Source organism: Xanthomonas bromi (genome assembly GCF_900092025.1).
Taxonomy (GTDB): Bacteria; Pseudomonadota; Gammaproteobacteria; order Xanthomonadales; family Xanthomonadaceae; genus Xanthomonas; species Xanthomonas bromi.
In genome coordinates, this window is the sequence record NZ_FLTX01000051.1 from 43204 (window position 1) to 69579 (window position 26376).

Sequence of the window (26376 nt, forward strand, 5' to 3'; positions counted from 1 at the left end):
GTCGGCGCCGGTGAACCACGGGTTAGCGCAGCACCGGTTGCAGCGTGGCCGAATAGATTTCCCAGCCATCGCTGCCGGCGCGCGGTTGCAGCCGATAGGCGCCGACCAGCCGCTGCGTGCCGGTGGTGGTGCGCACCGTCACTTGCACCGGCACTTCGATGCGCTGTGGCGGGTGCGCCTGATCCAGTGCAATGGGCGAGTCGTTGTTGATGCGCATGGACTGGATATTGCCGATGGCCCGCAAGGCAGCATCGTCGGGCACCGGCGAGGGGCGACCGCCGGTCCATAAAGCGTCGGCGTCTGCGCGCCTCGCTCCGGGCAACGCACCGAGGTAGCGTTGAACGGTGGCGCTTGCTTGGGCGTAGTTGGTCCGCGCGATGGCATCGTTGGGATCAGCCGTAGGGGCCGATGATGCAGGCACGTCGCCCGGAGTGCCTTTGTTGCGCGAGTGCGATGCGGTTGCAGCTTGCGTCGCTGGCGCTTCGTTTGCCTGCGGATCCGCACTGCGATGACAGCTGCAGCCAGCAAATGCGGCGGCGACCACGACAAGTCCCATCCAGCGCATGGCGCGTCTCCATCCCCGAGGGGCGCAGTGTAGCGGTTGCGTGTGGAGATGCGGCTGTCACACGCCGGTGGCGGGCTGCACGCGCTGCAGGCGTTCCAGCAGCAACTGCAGTTTGGGACGCAGCGCGTCCAGTGCATTGCTGGGCTGCGCGCGTGGGCGGGCCGCCAGGTCTTCGAGCAATTGCGAACCCACGGTCAGTGCCGCGCACTCGTCACTGCTCAGGTCGCGGCGCAGGTGCAATTCTTCGAGTAGCCGCATCCAGTCGGCGCGCGAGCGTTGTTCGAATTCGATGGTGCAGCGGTCGTTACAAGGTCGACCGTCGTTTTCGATGGGCGTGACCGTGATGCGATAGCGTTTGCGGGACATCTGGGTCGCGTCGTTCTGGGCTGTGTCCACCATAGGCGCAGGACGCAACCGCCTCGATAGCGCGGGCCATGACGCAGTGTTCCAGCGTGTTCAATTTGCCGGCGGGGGTGCGGGTTTGCGCAGGAGCGGCAGCGGATCGTACGCACCGTTGCGTCCATAGACACCATAGTGCAGGTGCGGCGGCGTGCCGCGCGCGTTGCCGGTGCTGCCGACCCTGCCGAGCGGTGTGCCGGGCTCGACCACATAGCCGACTTGAAGACCGGCAGCCCAATCGTCCAGATGCGCATAGTAATGCCGCTCCATCGCCGGCCCCAGCAGCCAGATCTGCTTGCCGCCCAGTCCCCGGTCGCGAATGGCGCTGACCACGCCGCGCGTTGCCGCCACCACTGGTGTACCGCGTGGCGCGAAGATATCCACGCCTGCATGCGTGCGGTCGCGGCCACGGGGGGCACCAAAGGTGTCGGCGATCTGTCGCGCACGCACGCCTTCCACCGGAAGGTGCAACTGCACAGGCGGCGGCATCTGCGACAGCTCCCAACGGGTACGCAGTTGATTGGCGATCGGAAGCTGCCAGGTCCAGCGCGTTGCCACCGCCAGAGCGCACAGCAGCGCGACCGACACCACGACGCTGCGCAGCCGACGTGCGGGGCTGGGTGTGGAGGTTGGGCGTGGTGACGAGGGCGGGGTGTTCGACGGACCGGTCACAGGCACCTGCAGATGGCGAACCAGCATGCAGGGTAGGGCAGTGTCGATGAGTGGTATGTGCTGCACACGGCAGCGCGGCGGCAAAAAAAAGACGGCCCGCAGGCCGTCTTCGTGACACCGGATGCGTGCTCGATTAGAGCGCCGCGTCCTTTAACCTCTTCATCATGCGGGACTTGAGCTTGGTGGTCGCCGGCTTGGCGGCGAACATCTGCTCTTCCTTGGTGAACGGGTTGATGCCCTTGCGCTTCGGCTTGGCCGGCACGTGCACGGTGGTCAGCTTGAGCATGCCCGGGATGGTGAAGGTGCCGACGCCCTTCTTGCTCAGTGAGGCGTGTGCGGTGGCTTCCAGCGACGCCAGCACGGCGCGCACGTCCTTCGGAGCCAGCTGGGTGCTTTCGGCAATGTGCGCGACCAGGCCGGTCTTGCTCAGTGCTTCCTTGATCGGCTTGGGCGCAGCGGACTTGGCAGCAGCTGCCTTGGCCGGCTTTGCGGTCTTGGTCGCTGCGACCTTTTTCACTGCCTTCTTGGGGGCAGCCTTCTTAGCGGCGGTTTTTGCCATGAGTGATGTGTTCCGTATTCGTTGGTGGTGTTGGGTCTGCCGACCCAGTCGGCAACGCGAAATGTAGGGCAACTGCTGCGCGCCGCCAATAGGCAAACGATGAAACAACCAAAAAAAAGCGTCTTTCGACGGGGGATTCGTTCACTAGCGGCAGAAAAAAAGCACAAAACGCGTCGCGTTGCCTGCGCGATGCGCGTACCCGCTGCTGATCTGACGCACAGCAGCAGATCGTTTGCGCGCGGGAAAAGCTACAGCGCGCACGCGTGGTGATGGTGCAAGCAGGCGAGGCGGGCAGCTTTTTCAGCAATGCGTGTAACAGGGCCGTGCGCCATCGACGTGACTGACATCGATGGCAAGCACGGGCGCGCGCTTCAGTATCGGAAATGGACGGGTGTCCGGCGCCGTGCAGCGTTTCGCTCCCGCGTGCCCTGTATCGACCTTGCGTTGCCAGGGCGCCGGCGCGGTGTGCGGCCAGGTATTCGTCTCGTCATCGTCTTGCCGTGCGCACCGCGCTGAACCTGAGCGTGGCGCGGCCAACCTGCAGGGTTTGCTGCGTCTGGATCAGTCATTGGCCGCCGACAAGCTGCGGCCGCGTTCGGTCGCTGCGGCAATTGCCTTGGCGGTGAGCGCTTGGAAGCCGCCGACCTGGAATGTCTCGATGGCGGCGTGGGTCGTGCCATTGGGCGAGGTCACGCGGCGACGCAGGACGTCCGGTGCTTCGCCCGATTCGGTGAGCATGCGCGCGGCGCCGAGCAGGGTTTGCATGACCAAGGTGCGTGCAGTCTTGGCCGGCAATCCCTGTGCCAGTGCAGCCGCTTCCATCGCTTCGGCCAGTAAAAAGACGTAAGCCGGTCCGCTACCGGAAACGGCGGTCACCGCGTCCATTTGCGCTTCGTCCTCGATCCAGACGGTGACGCCGGCGCTGTCCAGCAGTTGGGTTGCCTGCAGGCGTTGCGCTTGGGACACGCGCGCGTTGGCGTACAGGCCTGTGACACCTGCGCCGAGCAAGGCGGGTGTGTTGGGCATGGCACGAACCACCGCGATATCGCCGCCCGACCATCGCTGCAGTTGCGTGGCGGTGATGCCGGCTGCAATGGAGACCAGCAGCGGTTGTTGCGCCTGCGCAAGATCGGCCAGCTGCGCGCACACACTTGGCAAGACCTGTGGCTTGACCGCCAGGACCCAGGTCGCCGCGGCGTCGGCTGCGGTGCGCGCATCTTCAACGACCTGCACGCCGAAGTCGCGCGCCAATGCCTCGCGCAGCTCGGCCACCGGCTCGGCCACGCGAATGCTGGCCGCGGGCACACCTTGCCGGATCAGTCCGGCAATCAGGCTGCGCGCCATGTTGCCGCCGCCGATGAAGGCGATGAGCGTCGCGTTGGAAAACGAGAAAGAAGGCGTGGACGCGACAGGCGTGGTCATTGCAGCACCTTTAATAAGAGGGTTCGATGTGAGAGAGGCGATGCGATCAGGCGGAGGCAGCCGGCGCCTGACCGCGCGCGCCGAACAAGGCCGTGCCCACGCGCACCATGGTGGCGCCGGCCGCGATCGCTTCGGCGAAATCCGAGCTCATACCCATCGACAAGGTATCGACCTGCCGATAACGGGCTTTGAGCTGCTCGAACAGCGTCTGCATGTGCGTAAACGCGGCCTGGCGTCGTGCTTGTTCGGGAAATGGAGCAGGGATCGCCATTAGACCGCGTAGCTGCAAGCGCGGCTGCAGTGCGATCGCCTCGGCCAGGTTGTCGATCGCCTCCGGCGCGCACCCGTGCTTGCTATCCTCGTCGTCGATGTTGACCTGGATCAGCACATTCAACGGCGCGCGGTCGTCCGGGCGGTGGCGTGCCAGCAGCGGAATCAATTTGGCGCGGTCGACCGTCTGCACCCAATCGAAGCACTGGCTGGCCAATTCGGCCTTATTGGATTGCAGGTGGCCGATCAAATGCCATTCCAGCCCCAGCGCATGCAATTCGGCGATCTTGGCGTCGGCTTCCTGCACGTAATTTTCGCCGAATGCGCGCTGGCCCTGCGCGGCCAGCGCGGCAACGGCGTTGGCCGGCTTGGTCTTGGACACTGCCAGCAGCCGCACGTTGGCACGCGCATGCGCGGCAGCGGCGGCCTGGATGGCATCGAGAATCTGCTGCAGCGACGAAGCCGGCACGTGGCATTCCGGAGAAGGACGGGAGCGCTATAGTGCCGCCCGCCGACGCTTCCTTCCAGTTGACGGCGTGCCGGTCGCCTGCATTGATGCGCCGGTGTGGTGCTTCTGTCGGAGGAGTCTCGATACACGGCAGGCGGCCGTCCCCGAGTCCGACCAAGGCCCCGGCGCGATATGGACCGGCGGCAGTGCGACCCGCTGCACCCGGGCAAACGTGGCGCCCGCGCCTAGACGAAGCAACAGTTTCAGCCAGGCGCGCCGCGACCGGCCTGAACCGGCCCCAGGCCGGTTCCCGCCAGCAGCCAGAACGCTATACTGCCGGCCGGGGAGTACCTTCCAATCGCAGCCTAGGGGAAAAGCAGCGCATGGATATCGCTGAATTATTGGCATTTTCTGTCAAGAACAAGGCGTCGGACCTGCACCTGTCTGCAGGGCTGCCGCCGATGATCCGTGTCGATGGCGATGTGCGCCGCATCAATATTCCGGCGCTGGACCACAAGCAGGTGCACGCGCTGGTGTACGACATCATGTCGGACAAGCAGCGGCGCGATTACGAGGAATTCCTCGAAGTCGACTTTTCGTTCGAAATTCCGTCGCTGGCGCGTTTCCGCGTCAATGCGTTCAATCAGAACCGTGGCGCCGGTGCGGTGTTCCGTACCATTCCGTCCGAAGTGCTGACGCTGGAAGACCTGGGCTGCCCGCCGATCTTCCGCCAGCTGATCGACCAGCCGCAGGGCCTGATCCTGGTGACCGGCCCGACCGGTTCGGGCAAGTCGACCACGCTGGCCGGCATGATCGACTACATCAACAAGAACGAATACGGGCACATCCTCACCGTCGAGGACCCGATCGAATTCGTGCACACCTCGCAGAAGTGCCTGATCAACCAGCGCGAAGTGCACCGCGACACGCACGGCTTCAACGAAGCGCTGCGCTCGGCGTTGCGCGAAGACCCGGACATCATTCTGGTCGGCGAATTGCGCGACCTGGAAACCATTCGTCTGGCGCTCACCGCTGCGGAAACCGGCCACTTGGTGTTCGGCACCCTGCATACCAGCTCGGCGGCCAAGACCATCGACCGCATCGTCGACGTGTTCCCGGCCGGCGAAAAGCCGATGGTGCGCTCGATGCTGTCCGAATCGCTGCGCGCAGTGATTTCGCAGGCCCTGCTGAAAAAGGTCGGCGGCGGACGTACCGCAGCCTGGGAAATCATGGTCGGCACCCCGGCCATCCGCAACCTGATCCGCGAGGACAAGGTGGCGCAGATGTATTCCTCGATCCAGACCGGCCAGCAATACGGCATGCAGACGCTGGATCAGCACCTGCAGGACCTGGTCAAGCGCAGCCTGATCACGCGTAACCAGGCGCGCGATTACGCCAAGGACAAGCGGATATTCGAGTGATTCGGGAATAGGGAATCGGGAATGGGGAATCGCAGCAGCACGTTTCCCTGACCGGTCCCGGCTCCCGGCTACTGGCTTCTCCGATTCTCGATTCTCGATTCTCCATTCCCGGCTCCGAAGGAGCACGCCATGAGCACCATCGACTTCACCTCGTTCCTCAAGCTGATGGCGCATCAGAAGGCGTCGGACCTGTTCATTACCTCGGGGATGCCGCCGGCGATCAAGGTGAATGGCAAGATCAGTCCGATCACCCAGAGCCCGCTGACTGCGCAGCAGAGCCGCGATCTGGTGTTGAACGTGATGACGCCTTCGCAGCGCGAGGAATTCGAAAAAACCCACGAGTGCAACTTCGCCATCGGCGTGTCCGGGGTCGGGCGTTTTCGTGTGAGCTGCTTCTACCAGCGCAACCAGGTCGGCATGGTGCTGCGCCGGATCGAAACGCGCATTCCCACCGTCGACGAGCTGAGCCTGCCGCCGGTGATCAAGACGCTGGCGATGACCAAGCGCGGCATCATCATCTTCGTTGGCGCCACCGGTACCGGTAAGTCGACCTCGCTGGCAGCGATGATCGGTTACCGCAACCAGAATTCCACCGGTCACATCATCACCATCGAAGATCCGATCGAATTCGTGCACAAGCATGAGGGCTGCATCATCACCCAGCGCGAAGTCGGTATCGACACCGACAGCTGGGAAAATGCGCTGAAAAACACCCTGCGCCAGGCGCCGGACGTGATCATGATCGGCGAGGTGCGTACCCGCGAGGGCATGGACCACGCGATCGCTTTCGCCGAAACCGGCCACTTGGTGCTGTGCACGCTGCACGCCAACAACGCCAACCAGGCGATGGACCGCATCATCAACTTCTTCCCGGAAGATCGCCGCGACCAGCTGTTGATGGACCTGTCGCTCAATCTGAAGGGTGTGGTTGCGCAGCAGTTGATTCCGACCCCGGACGGCCGCAGCCGCCGCGTGGCGATGGAGATCATGTTGGGCACGCCGCTGGTGCAGGACTACATCCGCGACGGCGAGATCCACAAGCTCAAGGAAATCATGAAGGAGTCCACCAACCTGGGCATGCGTACCTTCGACCAGAGCCTGTTCGAGCTCTACCAGGCGGGAGAAATCAGTTACGAAGACGCCTTGCGCTACGCCGACTCGCAAAACGAGGTGCGCCTGCGCATCAAGCTCTCCCAGGGTGGCGATGCCAAGACCCTGGCGCAGGGGCTGGATGGCGTGGAGATTGCCGAGGTTCGGTGAGGTCTTCGGAAATGACGCAAGCCCCCGTTGCAGCTACCAGCGACGCGCAGACTGTGGCCGAGCCGCTGGCGCAGCGCTGGGCGCACGAGCCGCTGGCGCTGCTGTTTGCGCCATCCAACTGGAAGCTGGTTGCGATGTTTGTCAGCACCTTCGGGGCTTACGGCGGCTATTGGTTCTACCGCAACTGGATCGCACTCCGGGCGATCACCGCGCGCCCGGGAGTCTCGCCGGTCTGACGGGCAGGGCTGGCGCCGCTGAGGGTGATGACCTGCTTCCGGCTGCTGGGAAACAGCATTGGACTCAAGGCGCGATCCGGGTGGCTCTTCCAGCTGGCCGCCTTGGTCTTCATCGCCTTGTTGCTGCTGACGTTCTCAGACAGGTCGCGCCCGTTCTTCCTGGTGCTGGGCTGGTTGCCGATCGCTATGGTCAATCTGCGTCTACGGCGCTTCAAGCGCGCGCAAGGCATTCCGGAATGGCGCCGCGAGCGCTTCACCCTGCTGAGCATTCTCTGGCTGCTCAGTGGCGGATTGGTGTTTACGTTCAGCGCGCTTGCTGCGCTGGCGATTGCGCTGCTACAGCTGGTTCGCTAGATCGCCGATCCGGCGCAGCGGATGGCAGGGGGCGGGTTGCCTGGGAGCGGTGTTCACAGGCCTGTGGCGGAGATGATGCACCGTTGGTGGCGCGCAGGTGCTTGGTGCCTGGCCGACACGAATGTGCCGCTTGTTCCGAGATCGCGTGACCCTTGCATGGCTCTCGCCGCGGTTTCAGATGTAACCAGGGCAGCCGATAGTGTCTAATATCGCACCCCACTGCAGTCCCCAGATCCGTGAGCCTTCCCGATTCCGATCTCCGTCCGGAGCAAGAACCGTTGCCCGACGACGGCACCGTGATGACCTCCGGGCCGTTGACGCCCCCGCCGGATTCGGCGGGGACCACGGCCGACGATCACGCGTATCACCATTCGGTGGCCGAGGACGTGCAGGGCATGGTGCTGGCCACGCTGGTGGCCTCGCTCGGCCTGGCGATCTTCGCCAAGGGCGGGCTGATGATCGGCGGCATGGCGGGCGTGGCGTTCCTGCTGCACTACGCGCTGCACTGGAATTTTGGCGTGGTGTTCGTGCTGGTCAATCTGCCGTTCTACTGGCTGAGCGTGCGTCGCATGGGCTGGGAATTCACCTTGAAGACCTTTGTGGCGGTGGGTACCTGCGGTGCGCTCACCGACCTGTTGCCGCGCTGGGCCGAGTACGCGCACATCGCGACGCTGTTTTCGGCGGTCGTCGGCGGCGCGCTGGCCGGGCTGGGCATTCTGTTCTTCATCCGCCATCGCGGCAGCCTGGGCGGCATCGGCATCCTGGCGGTGTACCTGCAGCGCGAGCGCGGTTGGAGCGCCGGCAAGGTACAGATGAGTTTCGACGCGATGCTGATGGCGATCGCGTTTTTCGTGCTGACGCCGGACAAGGTGCTGTATTCGGCCATCGGTGCGCTGACGCTGAGTCTGGTGCTGATGTTCAATCACCGCCCGCACCGCTACATGGGCGTTTGACCTGTCAGGCGACGTCGTTGCACCCGCGTAGGAGCGCAACTGGGCGCAACGAAGCCTTGGAGTGGCTAACAAAAACTACTGCGCAGCCATTAGGCGGGCGCGGTCGGTGCTGCATGTACCACGCGTCGGCTCCGGTTCTGAGCGCGCCGCCCACACCCACCTGACGACTGCTCGCTACGTTCTGTTAGCCGCTCTCAGTGGTAATGCTGCGTTGAACCCGGTTACGCTTTATTTCGACTGCATCCAGGCTGGTTTGAGTTTGGCGATGCGTTTGAATACCGGGCATTGCGCATGGTGTGCACCGGGCAGGTAGCCCAGGCTCATCAGGAACTCGCCGGTGATTTCGCCGCCGGTGAAACGGAAGGTCTTCTTGAACAGTTTGACCCAGGCCGGCTTGTCGAGCGGATGTTGTGCATCCAGCCATTGCGCAAAACTGCCATGCGAACGGCGCAAGACCTGGATGACCTGCGCATTGTGGATGGCCGCCAGGATCTTCAAACGATTGCGGATGATGCCGGCGTCGCCCATCAACCTGGCGATGTCGGCGTCGCCGTACGCTGCGACGGTGTCCACATCGAATCGGTCATAGGCCTGCTGGAAATTGACGCGCTTACGCAGGATGGTTTCCCAACTCAAGCCGGCCTGATTGATTTCCAGCACCAGGCGTTCGAACAGCTCGCGTTCTTCGCGCTGCGGGAAGCCATATTCGTGGTCGTGGTAATGCCCGTGCACCGGGTGGCCGGGCGCGATGCTGCAGTAGCCGCTCATGGTCGCGGTCCCGGTTGGATACCCGCTTCGTTGGGGGTGATGTGGATGCGTCGGCCTCCCGGTAGCGCCAGGTCCGGCCAGCGAGTGGGCCGCGGCTGTAGCTGACCGTTGCGCAGCGCCTTGCTCACGTCGCTCATGGCCGCGCCATCGAGGGAATAGAGCTGTGCTGTACCGGCTTGATACCATCCATGGCGATTGCGGGTCTGCAGTTCGCAGGCAACCGTGTAGTCGGCTCCGAGATTGCACAGCAGCACGTCGAGCTCGCCGTCGCCATCGAGGTCGCTGCTGCTGACCACGCAGGTGCTGTTGCCCTGCGTGCAGGCTCCCCAGAGCATCTTGGACCTCACCAGGTACTGCCACCAATCCGCTGGCGGCTCTGCCTGGCCGGCAGCCAAGGTCACATGCTGGCGGATCTGGGTCAGATCGGTCAGCTGTTTGTCCTTCTGGTCTTCTACTGTCTCACTGCGTTCCCAACGGCTGGTGCGTGCCAGCAGTTGCTCCAGCTTCTGCTTGCGCTCGGGGCTGCCGGCAAAGGCAGGAGTTGCGCGCAGCGCCTGCACGGCCAGATAGCCGCGGCGGCCATTGTCGAAACGCAGGAATTCCAGATTCGTGCGTTCGCTCTCGGGCGTGCCGATGGCCAGTCGCTGCATCTGGCTGTGTACCGTGATGCGGTAGGGGTCCAGCAACGGGCTGTTGATCAGGATCGCCAGGCCGATCACCACCCAAGACAGCACCATGTTGCCGCTGGCCAGATGCGCCAGCCAGTGGCCCGCACGCGGCCGCACCACCGCAAACGCGTAGGCGGACGCGTACGCCAGCGCCAACACCGCCATTACCGCAGCGCAGAAACGCTCGCCGGTCCAGCCATGCTGTGCGATGCGTAGCGCCAGCGCATAGGCCGCCAGCGCCGCGTGCAGGGGCAGGCTGAGCAGACCGGCCTCGACCACCCGGCGCAGCCAGCGCGGGTACGGCGGCTGCACGCTGCCATCCCGATAGACCGCATTGGTGAACAGCACCAACCCGAAGACCAGGCTCAGCAGGATCGATGCCGCCGAACGGGTCTGCCAGAGCGCCTGCAGGCCGGTGAATGGCAATACAAGCAGGAACAGCACGGCAACCGCGGCCAGCAGCGGCAGCAGGCCGGTGCACAGCGAGAACAGAATTTGCCGCATCACCTGCACGGCGCGGTGCTGGGTGCGCCCGATCAGGATGCCCAGCCCTGTCATGATGCCGGTTGCCAGATAGATGAAGGCCTGTTCGCGGAACAGCTCGCGAAAGACCATGATCTTGACCAGGGCGAACAGGCTGGCCCACAACCACAGCACCATCCAGCACACCCACACGAACAGCAGCGCCAGCGCCAGGGTCAACGCGTTCTGCCAGGCATGGTCGAACAGGGTGTGGTAGTCCGCCCGCCAGTGGCCGTGCTGCTGGCGATACTGCAGCCAGGGCAGGGCGACGAACCACCCGACCGTGACGGTGAAGCCGAACGGCCACAGGACACTTGCGATCTGCAGGGCTGGTGCACCGGTGGCGCTCCATGCCGCCCAGCCGCCGAGTGCAGCCAACACCAGCGTGCTGCCCGCCACGTGCTGCCACAGGCGGCGATCGCGCAGCTGCTGCAGGCTCAGCAGCACCATGCTGGGCACCGTCATCACCAGGGTGTACCAGCAAATGCGCACGCCCAGGTCGGTGAAGGGATGCACGCCGTGCTGGGCGCCCAGGGCGGCCAGGTACAGCAGCCCGCCCTGCAGCAGCGCGACCAGCACAATGAGGGCGCGGGTCTGCCGCGTCAGGGGCGTATCGGGCTCTAGGCTGCTGGTGGCGGGGATGTTTTGCATTGACGTTCCATGTTCTCGGCAAGCGACCAGTATGGCAGCGGCTCTGCGCGCAACGGTACGAACGGCTAGAATGCGGCCATGTCTGTTTTGCCCACGCCTCTGGCCAACCAACTGCTGATCGCGCTTCCGGCGCTGTCCGATCCCACCTTTTCGCGTAGCGTCGCGCTGATCTGTCAGCACGACGAGAACGGCGCCATGGGCGTGCTGGTCAACCGGCCGTCCGAATACACCCTGGGCGAAGTGCTGTCGCAGATGGGCATCGATACCGATGATGAGCCGCTACGCGAGCAGATCGTGCTCAGCGGCGGGCCGGTGCATCCGGAGCGCGGCTTTGTGATCCATGACGATGCGCGCGAATGGGACTCCAGCCTGGAAGTGGGGCAAGGCGTGTTCCTGACCACCTCGCGCGACATCCTCGAAGCCATGGCGGCCGGCAACGGCCCGCGCAATGCGCTGGTGGCGCTGGGCTGCGCAGGTTGGGGCGCAGGCCAGCTGGAATTCGAACTGGGCGAAAACAGCTGGCTCACCGCGCCGTCGGACGCCAACGTGCTGTTCGCCACCGCGCTGGAAGATCGCTGGCAGACCGCTGCCGGGCGCATCGGTGTGGACCTGTTCCGGCTTACGGATTATTCCGGGCATGCCTGAGGCGGGCGCAATCCGCCCCGAAGGCACAGTGCTGGGCTTCGACGTGGGGTCGCGCCGGATCGGCGTGGCGGTCGGCACCGCGCTCGGTGCAGGCGCGCGCGCTGTTGCCGTCATCAACGTGCACGCCAGCGGCCCGGACTGGGTTGCGCTGGACCGCGTGCACAAGGAATGGTGCCCGAACGGTCTGGTGGTCGGCGACCCGCTCACCCTGGACGACAAAGACCAACCTGCACGCAAACGCGCGCATGCCTTCGCCCGCGAATTGCGCGCGCGCTATGCGCTGCCGGTCGTGCTGATCGACGAGCGCTCCAGTTCGGTCGAAGCCGCGCAGCGTTTCGCGCGCGAGCGCGCCGATGGACGCAAGCGCCGCCGCGATGCCGAAGCGCTCGATGCCATGGCTGCCGCGGTGATCGTCGAACGCTGGTTGGCCGCGCCCGACCAAGCCACCCTTCTTCCTTGACTCCCGACCTGCGATGACCACCATGCAACTCGATTCGGACGGACGCCTGCGTCACCTGCTCACCCTGGAAGGACTGCCGCGCACCACGCTGCTGCAATTGCTCGACCGCGCCGGCCAGATCCGCGATGCGGCGGTGGGGCGCGTGGGTAAACGCAGCGTGCTGGCGGGCACCGCCGTGTGCACGCTGTTTTTCGAACCCTCTACGCGTACGCGCAGTTCCTTCCATCTGGCGGCGCAGCGACTGGGCGCGGACGTGCTCAATTTCGACGCTTCCAACTCCTCCACCCGCAAGGGCGAAACCGCGCGCGACACCTTGAAGAATCTCGAAGCGATGGGCGTGCGCGGCTTCGTGGTGCGTCACCCCGACGATGGTGCGGTGGAAGCGCTGGCGGCCGCCGCGGGCGAGGGCACCGCGTTGATCAATGCCGGCGACGGACGTAGCGCGCATCCCACCCAGGGCCTGCTCGACATGCTCACCCTGCGCCAGGCCAAGGGCACCGATTTCTCCAAGCTCAAGGTCGTGATCGTCGGCGACGTGAAGCATTCGCGTGTGGCGCGCTCGGACCTGCATGCACTGCGCACGCTGGGTGCCGGCGAGATCCGCGTCTGCGGCCCGGCGAGCCTGCTGCCCGATGACGACATGCTGGACGGCTGCGTGGTCGGCCAGGACTTCGACGCCATGCTGGAAGGCGCCGATGCGCTGATGATGTTGCGTCTGCAGCGCGAGCGCATGGAAGAGGGGCTGGTGCCCTCCCTGGAGCAGTACCACACCGAATACGGCCTCACCCGCGAGCGCCTGGCGCGCGCCAGCCGCGATGCCGCGGTGCTGCATCCGGGCCCGATCAACCGCGGCGTGGAAATCACCGATGAAGTGGCCGACGGCCCGCAATCCTGCGTATTGCGGCAGGTCGCCAACGGCGTCGCCGTGCGCATGGCCGTGCTGGAAACCTTGCTCGGCTAAGGGCGGCAACACGACCGCGCGACGACCGCGCGGTCGCGCTCGATGTGTGAATGTCGATTGCGAACAGACAGCTGCGTGTTGCCGGGCGTGCCTCGCAGCCTGTGTGTGGTGACGGTTGCGCTCGAAGCACAAATCCGTGAGCGCAAGCACCCGCTTGCAACCGGATGCACCCGGCGATCTGCTCTTTCGATTCCCGATTCCCCGCACCACCAGCTAACACCCACTCACCTATCGTGACGGCTCCTTTCAGCGCAGGAGATCGCAATGGGTATTTCACGTCACGCCACCGCTCATTGGGAAGGCGACCTCAAGACCGGCAAGGGCCAGCTCAGTACGCCGCAGAGCGGCTTGATGGACAACACCCGCTATGCCTTCAGCAGCCGCTTCGGCGACGAGAAGGGTACCAATCCGGAAGAGCTCATCGCCGCCGCGCATGCCGGCTGTTTCACCATGGCCTTGTCTGCGCAGTTGACCGAAGCCGGCTTTCCGCCCACCTCGCTGGATACGCGCGCCGATGTGGATTTGTCGATGGAAGGCGGTCCGCAGCTGTCGCAGATCCGCCTCAAGCTCACCGCCGTGGTGCCGGGCATCGACGAGGCCAAGTTCCGCGAGCTGGCCGATACCGCCAAGAAGAATTGCCCGGTATCCAAAGCGTTGAGCGCCGTGCCGATCAGCCTGGAAACCGAGTTTTCGAGCTGACGCCAACACCGCTGCGACGCGCCGCCATCGGCGCACGGCGCGCGCAGCTGGCGGCAACCTGAATAGGGCTTTTCGCGGCTGGTTTGGTTCAGTGCGGTTTCACTGGTGCAGGCAGAGCATCGGCAGCGTGTCCTCCCTATGAAGCTGCCGCAATGAAAACTCTCGTGCTTGGTGCTCTGGTGATGGGTCTGGTTGTGGCAGGCAATGCCACGGCACAGCGCTATGACAGCGGCTATCGCGACTACGGCCGCAGCGGCTACGAGGATGGTCGTTACGAATATGCGCGCGTTGTGCGCGTCGATCCGATCATCGTTGCCGATTCATATAACGAACGCACCAGCGAACGTTGCTACGACCGTCCCGCCAACGGTTACTACACCAGCAACGACGGCTACTACCGCGACGGCGGCTACGCACAGGCCGGCGTCTCCAATCGTGGCGTCGCCAGTGTCATCGGTGGTATTGCTGGCGCAGTGCTCGGTAGCCAGGTCGGTGGCGGCAACGGTCGTCTGGTGGGCACCGCCGTGGGCACCATGGCAGGTGTAGCGGCGGGCCGCTCGATCTATGAAGCCAACAACCGCAACTACCAGGGCAACGTCAGAGTCTGCGAGCCGGTGTCCTACCGCCGCGAACGCGACCGCGTGGATGGTTACGATGTGACCTACGAATACGGTGGTCGCATGTATCACACGCATAGCGATTACAACCCGGGCGACCGCATCCGCGTGCGTGTCGACGTGCGCCCTGACTGATCAATGCGGGATGCATGCGGTGCCGCTGGCTGGTTGCGGCATCGGGTTAAAGAGAGAACGCTGCGGGCAACCGCAGCGTTCTTGTTTTTGGCGTGATGATGCGGCTGCAGCGGTGGGCTGTCAGTCGCGCTTAGCCGTTGATCGGTACGCCGTACCGCTGCGTCGCACGCGTCCGACCATTGGCGCAACGGATGACGCGGCTCCGGTCGTATACGTTATTGAGCAGCACTGGCAGGCGCTGCGCGGTGCTGGCTTGGATCTACGTACAGTGTGGTCAACCGCTCTACGCCCAGTCCAGCGTGCCGCGAATCACCGTCTGGACCTGCCCGCCCGACCACACGTCGCCGCCGGCATCGATGTGCAGTTCCAGCAAGGCGTCGAAGCCAATTTCGCGGCCCTGGCTGACCACGTAGCGGCGATCGGTGCCGGGCAACGCGTGACGGCTGTCCAGCCACGCGGCGAGCACGGCATTGGCTGCGCCGGATGCCGCGTCTTCGAAGCGCCGGCCATTGCCGACGAAGGCGCGCACGGCCAGATCGTAGGCACCCGGTGCGGCGGCGTGGGCATAGGCGAATACGCCCATGCTGCCGGTGGATTCTGCCAACGCGGCGATCGCATCCCAGTCCGGCTGCAGGCCGCGCAGTGCGGTTTCGCTGGCCAATTCCACTACCCACCAGGTGCGGCCGCCGTCCATCAGCGCAGGCGGCAAGGTGCCCAACGGCCAGCGCTGCAGCGCATCGCGCAGGCGCGGGTCGTCGGCGTGCACCTGTTCGGCGACGCGCGCGCGCGGCGTGCGGACGGCGATGCTGCGGTGCCCGTCGCGCTGCGTAACGCGTAGCGGTAACTGCCCGGCGATGCCGTCCTGCACCAGTACGCCATCCGCGGGTACAGCCAGGCCGGCGTCGAGTGCGGCATGTGCGGTGCCCACACTGGGGTGGCCAGCAAACGGCACCTCTTTCTGCGGCGAAAACATGCGCAACCGGTAACTGCTGTGCGCGCTTTCGGCTGGAAACACGAAGCTGGTTTCCGGCAGTTTGGTCCAGCGTGCGATGGCCTGCATCGCCGCATCGTCCAGACCCTGTGCATCCAGCACCACTGCCAGTGGATTGCCGCTGCCGGGGCGGGCGGAGAACACATCCAATTGCAGGAAACGGCGAGTGGTCATGGGCGTGGATCTGCAGTGATAGCGCGGCAGCTTACCAATCGATGTGGCCGTCGATCACCTGCAGCGTCGTTCCGCCGATCCAGACTTCGCCATGATCGTCTACCTCCACGTGGATGCGGCCATCGCGGCCGACCTCGCGGCCCTGGCTGGCGACATAGCGCGATTGCGTCCCGGGCAGGCGGCCTTCTCCGTGCAGGCGTGCGGCAATGCAGGCATTGGCGCTGCCGGTGACCGGGTCTTCCGGAATGCCATCGCCGGGGCAGAAGGCGCGAACCACGAGGTCGGCCTCGTCGTCGTGGATCGGTGCGTAGATCGCCAGCCCGGTGGCGGCGCTGGCCTGTGTGAGCCGGGCGATGGCGGCAAGATCCGGGGTCGCCCGGCGTACCGCCTGCGCGTCCTCCGCTTCCAGCAACCACCAGTTCGGGCCGTTGTTCCAGAGCGCCGCGGGCTGCGCGCCCACGCGCAAGCCCGCGCCGGCCGCGTGCAACGCGTTGGCATACAGATCGCCGGTGTCGATGGCGCGTGCGCGCGGCGCGCGCAGCCGCACCAACAAGGCACCGTGCCGGTCGAACACCTCCACCGGTAACACGCCGGCCGCGCATTGCTGGCGGAGCCGGCCGTCGGTTGTGTAGGCGGTCACGCCGTGGGTCACTGCTGCCCAGGCTGCGCCGACGCTGGGATGTCCGGCAAACGGCAGTTCGGCGCGCGGAGTGAAGATACGGATGTGGTAATCCGCATCGGGCACGCTGACCGGCAGGAAGAAGATGGTCTCGGAGAGATTCAGCCACGCGGCGATCTGCTGCATCTGCGCGGACGACAACGTCGCTGCCTTGAAGATCACGCCCAGCGGATTGCCGTTGCCGGCCTGACTGGCGAAGACATCCAGTTGCAGATAGCGGTGCTTGCTCATGGCGAATGGATCTCGATCGAAAGAGGGGGCGCCGATGGTTGCAGCGCAAACGGAGACGGCGGTGGACGTGACGACCTGCGCGCCGTGATCGCACGCGAGGTGATGCGAGCGGCATTGGCAGTAGAATTGGACGTTCTGCTCGATACACCGGGCATCTTCCCCCATCCTGAACGCCTACTCCATGTCAGCTCCCCACTCTACCGATCGTTGGATCGTCCTCAAGTTCGGCGGCACCTCGGTGTCGCGTCGTCATCGCTGGGACACGATTGGAAAACTGGCGAGCAAACGGGCGAGCGAGACCGGCGGTCGCGTGCTGGTGGTGGTGTCCGCGCTCTCGGGCGTGACCAACGAACTCACCGCCATTGCCGATGGCGCCGCCGATAGCGCACAGCGCGTGGCCGCGCTGGAGCAGCGTCATCGCGAGTTCGTTGCCGAGCTCGAGCTCGACGCGCAGACGGTGCTGGGCGAGCGGCTGGCCGCCTTGCATGCGCTGCTGGGCGACGCGCGCGCTGCAACGCGGACGCTGGGTTGGCAGGCCGAGGTGTTGGGGCAGGGCGAGTTGCTGTCCTCCACCATCGGCGCGGCGTATCTGCATGCCAGCGGCCTGGACATGGGCTGGCTGGATGCGCGGCAGTGGCTGTCGGCGTTGCCGCCGCAGCCCAATCAGAGCGAATGGTCCAAGCGCTTGTCGGTGTCGTGCCAATGGCAATCGGATGCGGACTGGCGCGCGCGTTTCGATGCGCAGCCCACGCGCTTGCTGATCAGCCAGGGTTTCATTTCGCGGCATGCCGATGGCGGTACCGCGATCCTGGGGCGCGGCGGCTCGGATACCTCGGCGGCGTATTTCGGTGCACTGCTCGGTGCCAGCCGGGTGGAAATCTGGACCGACGTGCCCGGCATGTTCAGCGCCAACCCGAAAGAAGTGCCGGACGCGCGCCTGCTGACCCGCCTGGACTATTACGAAGCGCAGGAAATCGCCACCACCGGCGCCAAGGTGCTGCATCCGCGTTCGATCAAACCGTGCCGCGATTCCGGCGTGCCGATGGCGATCCTGGACACCGAACGCCCCGATCTGCCCGGCACCAGCATCGACGGCAATGCCGAGCCGGTGTTGGGCGTCAAGGCGATCAGCCGCCGCAACGGCATCGTGCTGGTGTCGATGGAAGGCATCGGCATGTGGCAGCAGGTCGGTTTCCTGGCCGATGTGTTCGCGCTGTTCAAAAAGCACGGCCTGTCGGTGGACTTGATCGGTTCGGCCGAGACGAATGTCACTGTGTCGCTGGATCCGTCGGAAAATCTGGTCAACACCGATGTGCTGGCGGCGTTGTCGGCCGACCTGTCGCAGATCTGCAAGGTCAAGATCATTGTTCCTTGCGCGGCAATCACGCTTGTCGGGCGCGGCATGCGCTCGCTGCTGCACAAGCTCTCCGATGTGTGGGCCACGTTCGGGCAGGAACGTGTGCACATGATCTCGCAGTCGTCCAACGACTTGAATCTCACCTTCGTCATCGACGAAGCCGATGCCGACGGCTTATTGCCGATCCTGCATGGCGAGTTGATCGACAGCGGTGCGATGCCGGTCAGCGAGGGCGACGTGTTCGGGCCGCGCTGGCGCGAGATCATCGGCTCGGTGCGTCCGCGCCCCACGCCCTGGTGGCATGCCGAGCGCGCGCATCTGCTGTCGCTGGCCAAGGCCGGTACGCCGCGCTATGCGTACCATCTGCCCACAGTGCGTGCACGTGCGCACGCACTGGCGCAGATTGCTGCAGTGGATCAACGCTATTACGCGATCAAGGCCAACGCGCATCCGGCCATTTTGATGGCGCTGGAACAGGCCGGCTTCGGTCTGGAATGCGTCTCGCACGGCGAGCTGCGCCGCGTATTCGACACCTTGCCCGAGCTATCGCCGCGTCGTGTGTTGTTCACACCGAGCTTCGCGCCAAAGGCCGAATACGAAGCCGGATTCGCACTGGGCGTCACCGTCACCGTGGACAACGTCGAAGCATTGCGGCGCTGGCCGGAGGTGTTCCGCGGCCGCAACGTGTGGCTGCGCATCGACCTGGGGCACGGCGACGGCCATCACGAGAAGGTCAATACCGGCGGCAAGGCGTCCAAGTTCGGCTTGTCGTCCACACGCGTGGATGAATTTGTCGAAGTGGCGCGCACGCTCGAAGTCACCATCACCGGCGTGCACGCGCACCTGGGCAGTGGCGTGGAGACCGGTGAGCACTGGCGGATGATGTACGACGAACTGGCCGGGTTTGCGCGCCGCATCGGCACGGTGGAGACCATCGACATCGGCGGCGGCCTGCCTATTCCGTACAGCGCCGAAGACGAGCCGTTCGATCTGGAGGTGTGGGCCAAGGGCCTGGCCGAGGTCAAGGCCGTGCATCCGGGCTATCGCCTGGCGATCGAGCCGGGCCGCTATCTGGTGGCCGAAGCCGGTGTGTTGCTGGCCGGCGTCACCCAGGTGATCGAGAAGGACGGCGTGCAGCGCGTAGGCCTGGATGCGGGCATGAACACCTTGATTCGCCCGGCGTTGTACGACGCCTGGCACGACATCGAAAACCTCAGCAAGCTGGAGGCGCCCGCCGATGGCGCGTTCGATATCGTCGGGCCAATCTGCGAGTCGTCGGATGTGTTCGGCAAGCGTCGTCGCCTGCCGACGACGACCGTGCCGGGCGACGTGGTGCTGGTGGCCGACACCGGCGCTTACGGCTACTCGATGGCCAGCACCTACAATCAGCGCGAATTGCCGCGCGAAGAGGTGATCGATGCGCCCGCTGGCTGAGTTCGTTGTACTCAGCACGCTGGCCGGTGGCGTGGCGATAGTGTTCTCCACCGCCATCGACATCGCCGGACAACCGATGCCGTGGACCGACAGCCTGAAGTGGGCGCTGCCCGCGTTGGTGGCTGCCGGCATCGGTGCGTGGAGCGCAGCGCGTTGGCAGCGTCGGCGCGCCGAGCGCGCGTCAGCGCAGCATGCCGGCGGCATGGCATTGCGTACCGTGATGTTGAGTGCGCTTGGCTATTTGCCGGCGTTGCTGCTGTATCTGCTGGTCGCGCTGGCGCTCACCGGCGATACAGCGGTGATTCGCTCGGACGTGATGCTGCTGTTGCTCGTGATCGGTTGCCTGCCGCTGCTATGGGCGGCAGTGCCGTTTTCCATGATTGAATATGTCTTGTGCCGACGTTATCTACGTCGTGTACGTGTTCTAAGCAGGTAGTCCATGAGCGCTTTCGACAAACACCAGATATCCACCTTCCGTTTCGTGCGTTGTGCACTTGACGCACAGACCGGCGTGGCAACGCTGGTGTATGCCTTCGATCAAGGCGCGGAGCTGGTCGAGACCGTTGCGGTACCGGGCGCGCCATTCGCGCTGGACGGTGTACAGGCCGCTGCCGTGCAGCAGGCGTTGCAACTGCTGCATCTCATTGCAGGCGTGAGTTATTTCAAGGCTGCGGTGCCGCCGAACATCGCCATCGAGAGTTACGGCATCGCTGCCGAGACTGCTGCGCTGGTGGAAAGCGTGTATCTGCACGGCCTGGGCGAATTTGCCTACCGCAACGGATTGAATCTGCACGGCAAGATTCACTTTCCGGTGGCTGCGCAGGCGCCTGCCGCCGCACCGGCATTGGGGCTGCGCGAACACGCGCTGGTGGCGATCGGCGGCGGCAAGGATTCGCTGGTCAGCATCGAGGCGCTGCGGCACGCGGGCGTCGCGCAGACCGTCAGCTGGATCGGCGGCTCGCAACTGATTCGCGCCTGCGCCGAGCGCACCGGGTTGCCGGTGCTCAACATCGGTCGCGTGCTGGCGCCGGAGTTGTTCGAGCTCAACCGCCAGGGCGCGTGGAACGGGCATATCCCGGTAACAGCAGTGAATTCGGCCATTCTGGTGCTGGCGGCGCTACTCAATGGCGTGGACCAGGTGGTGTTTTCCAACGAGCGTTCGGCCAGTTACGGCAGCCAGATTCCCGGCACCGGCGAGGTCAATCACCAGTGGTCCAAGGGCTGGGCGTTCGAACAGGCCTTCGGCGATTACGTGCAGCGGCATGTCGCTGCAGATCTGCGGTATTACTCGTTGCTGCGGCCGCTCTCCGAGTTGGCAGTGGCGCGGCAATTCGCCAAGACCGATCACTACGACGCGCATTTTTCCAGCTGTAATCGCAACTTCCACATCATGGGCGAGCGCCCGGTGCATCGCTGGTGCGGCGTGTGCCCGAAGTGCCATTTCGTGTTCCTGGCGCTGGCACCGTTCATGCCCAAGACGCGGCTGGTCAACATCTTCGGGCGTAATCTGCTCGACGATGCGGCGCAGGCCGGCGGCTACGATGCGCTGCTGGAATTCCAGGACCACAAGCCGTTCGAATGCGTGGGCGAAGGCCGCGAATCGCGCGCGGCGATGGCGGTGCTCGCCGGTCGCGCCGAGTGGAAGGAAGACGCCTTGGTGAAGCGCTTCATTGGCGACATCCAGCCGCATCTGGATACGCACGACCTGCAGGTCGTGCCGCTCATGGCCATCGATGGCGAGCACCGGATTCCGTCGGCGCTGTGGGAGCGCGTGCGTGCGAATTTCGCAGCTTGAGGGCAAGTCGATTGCGTTGTGGGGCTGGGGGCGCGAAGGACGCGCGGCCTATCGCGCATTGCGCGAGAGGCTGCCGACCCAATCGCTGACGGTGTTCTGCAACGTCGAAGAGGCGCGCGAACTCGAAGCGCTCGCAGATGCGGCCTTGCAAGTTGACACCGACGCCAGCGCGCAGGCGCTGGGACGGTTCGAGATCGTGCTGAAGTCGCCCGGCATCAGCCCGTATCGCGCTGAGGCGCTGGCCGCCGCCGCGCAGGGCACGCAATTCATCGGCGGCACCGCGCTGTGGTTTGCCGAGCACGCGCAGCCGGATGCCAGTGTGCCCGGTGTCATCTGCGTCACCGGCACCAAGGGCAAGAGCACCACCACCGCGCTACTGGCGCATTTGCTGCGCGCGGGCGGACATCGCACCGCATTGGTCGGCAATATCGGCCAGCCCTTGCTGGAAGTGCTGGCACCGCAGCCGCCACCGGCGTATTGGGCGATCGAGTTGTCCAGCTATCAGACCGGTGATGTCGGGCGCAGCGGCGCGCTGCCCGAGCTGGCGCTGGTGTTGAACCTGTTTCCCGAGCATCTGGACTGGCACGGCGACGAGGCGCGGTATGTGCGCGACAAGTTGTCGCTTGTGACCGAAGGCCGGCCGCGCATCGCCTTGCTCAATGCGGCCGACCCGCTGTTGCGCGGGTTGCATCTGCCCGAGAGCGAGGTGCGCTGGTTCAATCATGCCGATGGCTGGCATCTGCGTGGTGACGTGGTGTATCGCGGCGAGCAGGCCATCTTCGATACCGCCGACGTGCCGCTGCCTGGCGAGCACAATCGCCGCAATCTCTGCGCGGTGCTGGCCGCGATCGAGGCGCTGGGCCTGGATGCCGCAGCGCTGGCGCCAGCGGCGCTGAGCTTTCGTCCGTTGCCCAATCGCCTGCAGTTGCTCGGCAGCGTGGATGGCATCAGCTATGTCAACGATTCGATCAGCACCACGCCGCATGCGTCGTTGGCCGCATTGGCCTGCTTTGCGCAGCGGCGTGTCGCGTTGCTGGTCGGTGGGCATGATCGCGGGCTGGATTGGCAGGAATTTGCCGCGCACATGGCGCAGCAGGCGCCGCTGGAAATCGTCACCATGGGCGCCAATGGCCCGCGCATCCATGCGTTGCTGGCGCCGCTGGCCGACGCCGGGCGCTTGGGCTTGCATGCTGCCGTCGATCTGGAACACGCCATGCAGCTGGCGCGCGACGCGCTGGGCGAGCAGGGCGGTGTGGTGCTGCTCTCGCCGGGGGCGCCGAGCTTCGGCGCCTACAGCGATTACGTTGCGCGTGGCCGCCATTTCGCGCAGCTGGCGGGGTTCGATCCGGCGGCCATTAGCGCAATTCCCGGGTTGGGCGTGCATTAAACCCGGCGAATAAAAGCGACTGCGCTCAGCGCCAGATGGGCGTGGCCGTGCTCGGAATGGGAATCGGCATGCAACACGCGGACACAGCGTTTGCTGCGCGCTGTCCACGCCCACCGGGCAACTGCTCGCGCGATTGTGTGAGTCGCTCCACGTCTGGCGCCGCCGCGTCGATGCGGTGGCACTGAAAGCCTGCTCCGGTACGTCGATGCGAGCGGACACGGTGCGCTTTGTCCAGCGAATTGGTGGCGGCGCGGTCGGCAGCGGCAATGATGACCCCTCCTGCACGGTAGCCGCGCCTACACTCGCCACACCATCCTGGGAGCAAGCACATGCACAAGCAACAGACATGGCGTGGCGTTGGGTTGATCGGTGTCCTGGCCTCGCTGGCGTTCCCCGCCGTCGCGGCGATGCAGGCCAAGCCGCTGGAATGGAAGATCGGCAAGGACACCTTCAGCGGCGTGCTGGTGTACGACGATGCCGGCGATGCCGGCGATGCCAAGCGCCCGGGACTGGTGATGGTGCCCAACTGGCGCGGGGTCAACGACTCGGCGGTGACCAAGGCCAAGCAGCTGGCCGGCGACGATTACGTGGTGCTGGTGGCCGATGTGTACGGCAAGGGCAAGCGTCCGGCCAACGACAGCGAGGCCGGGCAGTTCGCCGGCGCGTTGAAGAAGGATCCGCCAGTGCTGCGGGCACGCGCGCTGAAAGCGGTGGAGGTGCTCAAAGCGCAGTCTGGCAAGGCCCCTCTGGACACAGCGCGCATCGGTGCGGTGGGTTTCTGCTTCGGCGGCACCACGGTGCTTGAGCTGGTACGTGCAGGCGCGCAGCTGGCCGGCGTGGTCAGCCTGCACGGCGGTATCGCCACGCCCAGCCCGGCCGCTGCCGGCTCGGCCAGAACGCCGCTGCTGGTGCTCAACGGTGCCGACGATAAAAGTGTGAGCAAGGCGGATATCGCCGCGTTCGAAGCCGAAATGAATGCCGCCGGTGCCGACTGGCAGTTCGTCAATTTCAGCGGCGCGGTGCACTGCTTTGCCGAAGCCGATGCCAACAGCCCACCGGGCTGCCTGTACAACCCGCGTGCGGCCAAGCGGGCGTATCGCATGCTGGGCGATTTCTTCGAAGAGCGGTTTGCTCAGTAGCCGGTATTGGTGATTCGGGATTGGCAGAAGCGTGGTCCGGACCTTCGAATCTTCCCGTGAGTCTGTGCTCAGGGAGTTGCGCTGAACATCGCGGGGCTATCGAGTGCCTGGATTCGTAACAGCGCGACCAATCCGCTTTTGCCAATCCCTAATTCCCAATCCCCAGTCGCGCCCAGCGCACCGGATCAATGCGTGCGTTCGACCGCGTAACGCGCCAGGCCGCGTAGCGCCGCCACTGCAGGGCTGTGCGGCAGGGTGTCGAGCGCCTGTTCGGCGGCGGCGGCGTATTCGGCAGCGCGCTGACGGCTGTAGTCCAGCCCGCCGGTGGCATGGATGGCGGCCAGCACTTCCGGCATCGCCGCCGCATCGCCTTGCTCGACGATCTGCCGCAGGCGCTGCCGCGTCGTCGCATCCGAATGCGCCATGGCGTGGATCAACGGTAGCGTGGCCTTGCCTTCGGCCAGATCGTCGCCAAGGTTCTTGCCCAGGTCCGCTGCCTCTGCGGCGTAGTCGAGCACGTCATCGGCGATCTGGAAGGCAAAGCCCAACTGCATGCCATAGTTGTACAGGCGCTGCTGCACATCGGCATCCGCGCCGGAGGCCAGCGCGCCCAGGCGCGTGCCGGCCGCGAACAGCACTGCGGTCTTACGCTCGATCACGCGCAGGTAGGCGGCCTCGTCGGTGTCGGGGTTATGCACGTGCAGCAACTGCAGCACTTCGCCTTCGGCGATGCGGTTGGTGGTGTCGGCCAGGATCTGCATGACTTCCATGCGGTCCAGCTCGACCATCAACTGGAAGCTGCGCGAATACAGGAAATCGCCGACCAGCACGCTGGGTGCGTTGCCCCACAAGGCGTTAGCAGTGCTGCGCCCGCGGCGCAGATCCGACTCGTCCACCACGTCGTCGTGCAGCAGCGTGGAGGTATGGATGAATTCGATGATCGCCGCCAATTGATGGTGCTCCGGGCCGGAGCCGCCAGCGGCATGGCCGGCCAGCATCACCAGCATCGGGCGCAGGCGTTTGCCACCGGCGGAGATGATGTGATCGGCGATCTGGTTGATCAGCACGACGTCCGAGGCCAGGCGGCGGCGGATCAGCGCATCGACCGCGGCCATGTCGGGCGCGGCGAGGGACTGGATCTGGGGCAGGCCCAGGACGGTGGGGAGGTCTTCGGCGATGGTCATGCGCAGGCGTTCGTGATGTGCGCAGATTATAGGTGCCCGGGCCGGATCCGTCCCGCCGGCTACCACCGGCGTCTTCACATTTGCCGTAGGTGGAGCCGTGCCCGAAGCCGCAAAGGCCTGCCTGGGTTGGATTTCCGACCCTTGGCAGAGCGCTTGCCCGGCAGCCGCGCGCGGCAACCTGCCACGACCGCCGGCTGGCAGGTGGGGTAATATTGCCGCACAGACATTCATCGTTGTGCGTCCCCGGCGCCAGCGCATCATCTCGGAAGCACCTATGGCCCGCGGCATCAACAAAGTCATCCTCGTCGGCAACCTCGGCAACGATCCCGACACTAAGTACACCCAGGCCGGCATGGCGATCACGCGCGTGAGCCTAGCCACCACCAGCATGCGCAAGGACCGCGAAGGCAACAATCAGGAACGCACCGAGTGGCACCGCGTGGTGTTTTTCGGAAAGCTAGGCGAAATCGCCGGCGAGTACCTGCGTAAGGGCTCTCAGGTCTATGTCGAAGGCGAGCTGCGCTACGACAAGTACACCGGTCAGGACGGCGTGGAAAAGTACAGCACCGACATCGTTGCCAACGAGATGCAAATGCTCGGCGGCCGCGGTGAGGGCGGTGGCGGCATGGGCGGCGATCGTCCGCAGCGGTCGCAGGCACCGCGTCAGCAAGGCGGCGGTGGAGGCAGTGGCGGTCAGGGTGGTGGCGGATACGGCGGCGGTGGCGGTGGTCAGGACTACGCACCGCGTCGTCAGCAGCCGGCCCAGCAGCAGTCCGCACCGCCGATGGACGATTTCGCGGACGACGATATCCCGTTCTAGACAACACTTATTGGAAAGTGTTGATAAAAAACCCTATAAAGCCCCGCACTTGCGGGGCTTTGTCGTTGCTTCCCCGATTTTTGCGCAGTTGAAAAAGTGGCTCCAGTCATGCACATGTGAATGAGGCGAGCAAGGATAATGTCCAAGCTGTCGATCCATGTGCTGGGCGAGGGCGAGCGTATTCCAAGGCTCCACGATGAGCGGCGCTGCCGCTGTTCTATCCGATCCTGTTTGCAACCTCCCAGCTCCGGAATGCCGGTGCGGCCGTCAATACGATTCGCAATAAGAGCGGCTAACAAAACCCAGGAGGCATGCGTAAGCAGATGATGGAGCATGCAAGCGAGAGCAACGCCAAGTGGAGATCGATGCGGCGTTCCAAGCGGATACGCAGCTTGCCCATCCCGGCAAACCAAGCGTGCGTGCGCTCGAGGACCCAGCGCTGCTGGCCCAGGCGGGTCGTTGCGTTCGATGCCTTTGCGTGCAATCCGCGCAGTGATGCC

The 26376-nt window shown here is 65.0% G+C and carries 27 protein-coding genes, 1 other RNA gene and 1 pseudogene; 17 read left to right on the forward strand and 12 right to left on the reverse strand.

What is annotated here, in order from left to right; genetic code table 11:
* Window positions 1–22: 22 nt before the first annotated feature.
* From XBLMG947_RS16000 to XBLMG947_RS16025, 6 genes are all read right to left on the reverse strand, one after another.
* Complete coding sequence (locus tag XBLMG947_RS16000; protein ID WP_065469621.1) at window positions 23–565, reverse strand: hypothetical protein; 543 nt, start codon at window positions 563–565, stop codon at window positions 23–25.
* Window positions 566–622: 57 nt separating this feature from the next.
* On the reverse strand, window positions 623–964 hold the full coding sequence (locus tag XBLMG947_RS16005) for a DUF3861 domain-containing protein (protein ID WP_065469622.1): 342 nt from the start codon (window positions 962–964) through the stop codon (window positions 623–625).
* Between the two features lie 57 nt (window positions 965–1021).
* A complete protein-coding gene (locus tag XBLMG947_RS16010; protein WP_065469623.1) occupies window positions 1022–1663 on the reverse strand; it encodes a M23 family metallopeptidase in 642 nt (213 codons plus the stop codon).
* A 106-nt stretch (window positions 1664–1769) separates the two neighbouring features.
* Window positions 1770–2195, reverse strand: coding sequence for an HU family DNA-binding protein (locus XBLMG947_RS16015; RefSeq protein ID WP_065469624.1), 426 nt, complete (start codon window positions 2193–2195; stop codon window positions 1770–1772).
* Between the two features lie 561 nt (window positions 2196–2756).
* Window positions 2757–3617: a pyrroline-5-carboxylate reductase gene (gene proC, locus XBLMG947_RS16020; RefSeq protein WP_065469625.1), complete on the reverse strand. Its 861-nt coding sequence runs from the start codon at window positions 3615–3617 to the stop codon at window positions 2757–2759.
* A gap of 46 nt (window positions 3618–3663) precedes the next feature.
* Window positions 3664–4356 carry a YggS family pyridoxal phosphate-dependent enzyme gene (locus tag XBLMG947_RS16025; RefSeq protein ID WP_065469626.1) on the reverse strand — a complete coding sequence of 231 codons (693 nt, stop codon included), beginning with the start codon at window positions 4354–4356 and terminating at the stop codon, window positions 3664–3666.
* A gap of 362 nt (window positions 4357–4718) precedes the next feature.
* Here XBLMG947_RS16025 and XBLMG947_RS16030 point away from each other — a divergent pair, with 362 nt between their 5' ends.
* The 6 genes from XBLMG947_RS16030 (at window position 4719) to XBLMG947_RS16055 (ending at window position 8749) form a co-directional block, all read left to right on the forward strand.
* Window positions 4719–5756: a type IV pilus twitching motility protein PilT gene (locus XBLMG947_RS16030; protein WP_065469627.1), complete on the forward strand. Its 1038-nt coding sequence runs from the start codon at window positions 4719–4721 to the stop codon at window positions 5754–5756.
* A 129-nt stretch (window positions 5757–5885) separates the two neighbouring features.
* Window positions 5886–7016, forward strand: a complete 1131-nt coding sequence (locus XBLMG947_RS16035) for a PilT/PilU family type 4a pilus ATPase (RefSeq protein ID WP_065469628.1) — start codon at window positions 5886–5888, stop codon at window positions 7014–7016.
* An 11-nt stretch (window positions 7017–7027) separates the two neighbouring features.
* Entirely contained in the window at window positions 7028–7252 is a 225-nt protein-coding gene (locus tag XBLMG947_RS16040) for a hypothetical protein (RefSeq protein WP_065469629.1), read from the forward strand.
* A 27-nt stretch (window positions 7253–7279) separates the two neighbouring features.
* On the forward strand, window positions 7280–7606 hold the full coding sequence (locus tag XBLMG947_RS16045; RefSeq protein WP_065469630.1) for a hypothetical protein: 327 nt from the start codon (window positions 7280–7282) through the stop codon (window positions 7604–7606).
* Between the two features lie 278 nt (window positions 7607–7884).
* Window positions 7885–8559, forward strand: a complete 675-nt coding sequence (locus tag XBLMG947_RS16050; RefSeq protein WP_065469631.1) for a YitT family protein — start codon at window positions 7885–7887, stop codon at window positions 8557–8559.
* Between the two features lie 113 nt (window positions 8560–8672).
* Window positions 8673–8749, forward strand: a non-coding RNA gene (locus XBLMG947_RS16055) — sX9 sRNA.
* 38 nt (window positions 8750–8787) lie between these two features.
* Here XBLMG947_RS16055 and XBLMG947_RS16060 read toward each other — a convergent pair.
* Both XBLMG947_RS16060 and XBLMG947_RS16065 read right to left on the reverse strand, forming a co-directional pair.
* On the reverse strand, window positions 8788–9327 hold the full coding sequence (locus XBLMG947_RS16060; protein WP_065469632.1) for a DNA-3-methyladenine glycosylase I: 540 nt from the start codon (window positions 9325–9327) through the stop codon (window positions 8788–8790).
* A complete protein-coding gene (locus tag XBLMG947_RS16065) occupies window positions 9324–11168 on the reverse strand; it encodes a DUF4153 domain-containing protein (protein ID WP_065469633.1) in 1845 nt (614 codons plus the stop codon). Before XBLMG947_RS16065 ends, XBLMG947_RS16060 begins: the two co-directional genes overlap by 4 nt.
* 78 nt (window positions 11169–11246) lie before the next feature.
* Here XBLMG947_RS16065 and XBLMG947_RS16070 point away from each other — a divergent pair, with 78 nt between their 5' ends.
* The 5 genes from XBLMG947_RS16070 (at window position 11247) to XBLMG947_RS16090 (ending at window position 14685) form a co-directional block, all read left to right on the forward strand.
* The gene (locus XBLMG947_RS16070) at window positions 11247–11813 is read left to right on the forward strand and encodes a YqgE/AlgH family protein (protein ID WP_024743677.1); all 567 of its coding nucleotides are present in this window, start codon (window positions 11247–11249) and stop codon (window positions 11811–11813) included.
* The gene (gene ruvX, locus XBLMG947_RS16075) at window positions 11806–12273 is read left to right on the forward strand and encodes a Holliday junction resolvase RuvX (RefSeq protein WP_065469634.1); all 468 of its coding nucleotides are present in this window, start codon (window positions 11806–11808) and stop codon (window positions 12271–12273) included. The genes XBLMG947_RS16070 and ruvX overlap by 8 nt, the downstream gene beginning before the upstream one ends.
* A gap of 13 nt (window positions 12274–12286) precedes the next feature.
* The gene (locus XBLMG947_RS16080; RefSeq protein WP_065469635.1) at window positions 12287–13234 is read left to right on the forward strand and encodes an aspartate carbamoyltransferase catalytic subunit; all 948 of its coding nucleotides are present in this window, start codon (window positions 12287–12289) and stop codon (window positions 13232–13234) included.
* Between the two features lie 264 nt (window positions 13235–13498).
* On the forward strand, window positions 13499–13933 hold the full coding sequence (locus XBLMG947_RS16085) for an OsmC family protein (protein ID WP_065469636.1): 435 nt from the start codon (window positions 13499–13501) through the stop codon (window positions 13931–13933).
* Between the two features lie 152 nt (window positions 13934–14085).
* Window positions 14086–14685, forward strand: coding sequence for a glycine zipper 2TM domain-containing protein (locus XBLMG947_RS16090; RefSeq protein WP_065469637.1), 600 nt, complete (start codon window positions 14086–14088; stop codon window positions 14683–14685).
* A gap of 283 nt (window positions 14686–14968) precedes the next feature.
* Here XBLMG947_RS16090 and XBLMG947_RS16095 read toward each other — a convergent pair whose 3' ends face one another.
* Window positions 14969–15850, reverse strand: a complete 882-nt coding sequence (locus tag XBLMG947_RS16095; protein ID WP_065469638.1) for a PhzF family phenazine biosynthesis protein — start codon at window positions 15848–15850, stop codon at window positions 14969–14971.
* 31 nt (window positions 15851–15881) lie between these two features.
* Window positions 15882–16760 (reverse strand): PhzF family phenazine biosynthesis protein, encoded by an 879-nt coding sequence (locus XBLMG947_RS16100; protein WP_065469639.1) that lies wholly within the window; start codon window positions 16758–16760, stop codon window positions 15882–15884.
* A gap of 181 nt (window positions 16761–16941) precedes the next feature.
* Here XBLMG947_RS16100 and XBLMG947_RS16105 point away from each other — a divergent pair, with 181 nt between their 5' ends.
* From XBLMG947_RS16105 to XBLMG947_RS16125, 5 genes are all read left to right on the forward strand, one after another.
* Window positions 16942–19551: a bifunctional aspartate kinase/diaminopimelate decarboxylase gene (locus XBLMG947_RS16105; protein WP_065469640.1), complete on the forward strand. Its 2610-nt coding sequence runs from the start codon at window positions 16942–16944 to the stop codon at window positions 19549–19551.
* A complete protein-coding gene (locus XBLMG947_RS16110; protein WP_065469641.1) occupies window positions 19535–19987 on the forward strand; it encodes a hypothetical protein in 453 nt (150 codons plus the stop codon). Before XBLMG947_RS16105 ends, XBLMG947_RS16110 begins: the two co-directional genes overlap by 17 nt.
* A 3-nt stretch (window positions 19988–19990) precedes the next feature.
* Complete coding sequence (murL, locus tag XBLMG947_RS16115; protein ID WP_065469642.1) at window positions 19991–21346, forward strand: UDP-N-acetyl-alpha-D-muramoyl-L-alanyl-L-glutamate epimerase; 1356 nt, start codon at window positions 19991–19993, stop codon at window positions 21344–21346.
* Window positions 21327–22733 carry a UDP-N-acetylmuramoyl-L-alanine--D-glutamate ligase gene (murD, locus tag XBLMG947_RS16120; RefSeq protein ID WP_065469643.1) on the forward strand — a complete coding sequence of 469 codons (1407 nt, stop codon included), beginning with the start codon at window positions 21327–21329 and terminating at the stop codon, window positions 22731–22733. Before murL ends, murD begins: the two co-directional genes overlap by 20 nt.
* 329 nt (window positions 22734–23062) lie before the next feature.
* On the forward strand, window positions 23063–23872 hold the full coding sequence (locus XBLMG947_RS16125) for a dienelactone hydrolase family protein (protein ID WP_065469644.1): 810 nt from the start codon (window positions 23063–23065) through the stop codon (window positions 23870–23872).
* Between the two features lie 185 nt (window positions 23873–24057).
* Here the strand turns inward: XBLMG947_RS16125 and XBLMG947_RS16130 are convergent, their stop codons facing one another.
* Entirely contained in the window at window positions 24058–25056 is a 999-nt protein-coding gene (locus tag XBLMG947_RS16130; RefSeq protein WP_065469645.1) for a polyprenyl synthetase family protein, read from the reverse strand.
* Between the two features lie 274 nt (window positions 25057–25330).
* Between XBLMG947_RS16130 and XBLMG947_RS16135 the strand changes: the two genes are divergently transcribed.
* On the forward strand, window positions 25331–25876 hold the full coding sequence (locus XBLMG947_RS16135; protein WP_065469646.1) for a single-stranded DNA-binding protein: 546 nt from the start codon (window positions 25331–25333) through the stop codon (window positions 25874–25876).
* Between the two features lie 292 nt (window positions 25877–26168).
* Here the strand turns inward: XBLMG947_RS16135 and XBLMG947_RS21785 are convergent.
* Window positions 26169–26376, reverse strand: a pseudogene (locus tag XBLMG947_RS21785) (IS5/IS1182 family transposase); the annotation flags it as partial.

Excerpts from the sequence above, each read along its gene's own strand:
- XBLMG947_RS16065 (WP_065469633.1), bottom strand. The coding sequence starts at position 11,168 with ATGCAAAACATCCCCGCCACCAGCAGCCTAGAGCCCGATACGCCCCTG.
- XBLMG947_RS16085 (WP_065469636.1), top strand. The coding sequence starts at position 13,499 with ATGGGTATTTCACGTCACGCCACCGCTCATTGGGAAGGCGACCTCAAG.
- XBLMG947_RS16130 (WP_065469645.1), bottom strand. The coding sequence starts at position 25,056 with ATGACCATCGCCGAAGACCTCCCCACCGTCCTGGGCCTGCCCCAGATC.
- XBLMG947_RS16080 (WP_065469635.1), top strand. The coding sequence starts at position 12,287 with ATGACCACCATGCAACTCGATTCGGACGGACGCCTGCGTCACCTGCTC.
- XBLMG947_RS16040 (WP_065469629.1), top strand. The coding sequence starts at position 7,028 with ATGACGCAAGCCCCCGTTGCAGCTACCAGCGACGCGCAGACTGTGGCC.
- XBLMG947_RS16035 (WP_065469628.1), top strand. The coding sequence starts at position 5,886 with ATGAGCACCATCGACTTCACCTCGTTCCTCAAGCTGATGGCGCATCAG.
- XBLMG947_RS16045 (WP_065469630.1), top strand. The coding sequence starts at position 7,280 with ATGACCTGCTTCCGGCTGCTGGGAAACAGCATTGGACTCAAGGCGCGA.
- ruvX (WP_065469634.1), top strand. The coding sequence starts at position 11,806 with ATGCCTGAGGCGGGCGCAATCCGCCCCGAAGGCACAGTGCTGGGCTTC.
- XBLMG947_RS16125 (WP_065469644.1), top strand. The coding sequence starts at position 23,063 with ATGCACAAGCAACAGACATGGCGTGGCGTTGGGTTGATCGGTGTCCTG.
- XBLMG947_RS16030 (WP_065469627.1), top strand. The coding sequence starts at position 4,719 with ATGGATATCGCTGAATTATTGGCATTTTCTGTCAAGAACAAGGCGTCG.
- proC (WP_065469625.1), bottom strand. The coding sequence starts at position 3,617 with ATGACCACGCCTGTCGCGTCCACGCCTTCTTTCTCGTTTTCCAACGCG.
- XBLMG947_RS16010 (WP_065469623.1), bottom strand. The coding sequence starts at position 1,663 with ATGCTGGTTCGCCATCTGCAGGTGCCTGTGACCGGTCCGTCGAACACC.
- XBLMG947_RS16060 (WP_065469632.1), bottom strand. The coding sequence starts at position 9,327 with ATGAGCGGCTACTGCAGCATCGCGCCCGGCCACCCGGTGCACGGGCAT.
- XBLMG947_RS16000 (WP_065469621.1), bottom strand. The coding sequence starts at position 565 with ATGCGCTGGATGGGACTTGTCGTGGTCGCCGCCGCATTTGCTGGCTGC.
- XBLMG947_RS16100 (WP_065469639.1), bottom strand. The coding sequence starts at position 16,760 with ATGAGCAAGCACCGCTATCTGCAACTGGATGTCTTCGCCAGTCAGGCC.
- murL (WP_065469642.1), top strand. The coding sequence starts at position 19,991 with ATGAGCGCTTTCGACAAACACCAGATATCCACCTTCCGTTTCGTGCGT.
- XBLMG947_RS16095 (WP_065469638.1), bottom strand. The coding sequence starts at position 15,850 with ATGACCACTCGCCGTTTCCTGCAATTGGATGTGTTCTCCGCCCGCCCC.
- XBLMG947_RS16135 (WP_065469646.1), top strand. The coding sequence starts at position 25,331 with ATGGCCCGCGGCATCAACAAAGTCATCCTCGTCGGCAACCTCGGCAAC.
- XBLMG947_RS16070 (WP_024743677.1), top strand. The coding sequence starts at position 11,247 with ATGTCTGTTTTGCCCACGCCTCTGGCCAACCAACTGCTGATCGCGCTT.
- XBLMG947_RS16090 (WP_065469637.1), top strand. The coding sequence starts at position 14,086 with ATGAAAACTCTCGTGCTTGGTGCTCTGGTGATGGGTCTGGTTGTGGCA.
- XBLMG947_RS16015 (WP_065469624.1), bottom strand. The coding sequence starts at position 2,195 with ATGGCAAAAACCGCCGCTAAGAAGGCTGCCCCCAAGAAGGCAGTGAAA.
- XBLMG947_RS16005 (WP_065469622.1), bottom strand. The coding sequence starts at position 964 with ATGGTGGACACAGCCCAGAACGACGCGACCCAGATGTCCCGCAAACGC.
- XBLMG947_RS16110 (WP_065469641.1), top strand. The coding sequence starts at position 19,535 with ATGCGCCCGCTGGCTGAGTTCGTTGTACTCAGCACGCTGGCCGGTGGC.
- XBLMG947_RS16105 (WP_065469640.1), top strand. The coding sequence starts at position 16,942 with ATGTCAGCTCCCCACTCTACCGATCGTTGGATCGTCCTCAAGTTCGGC.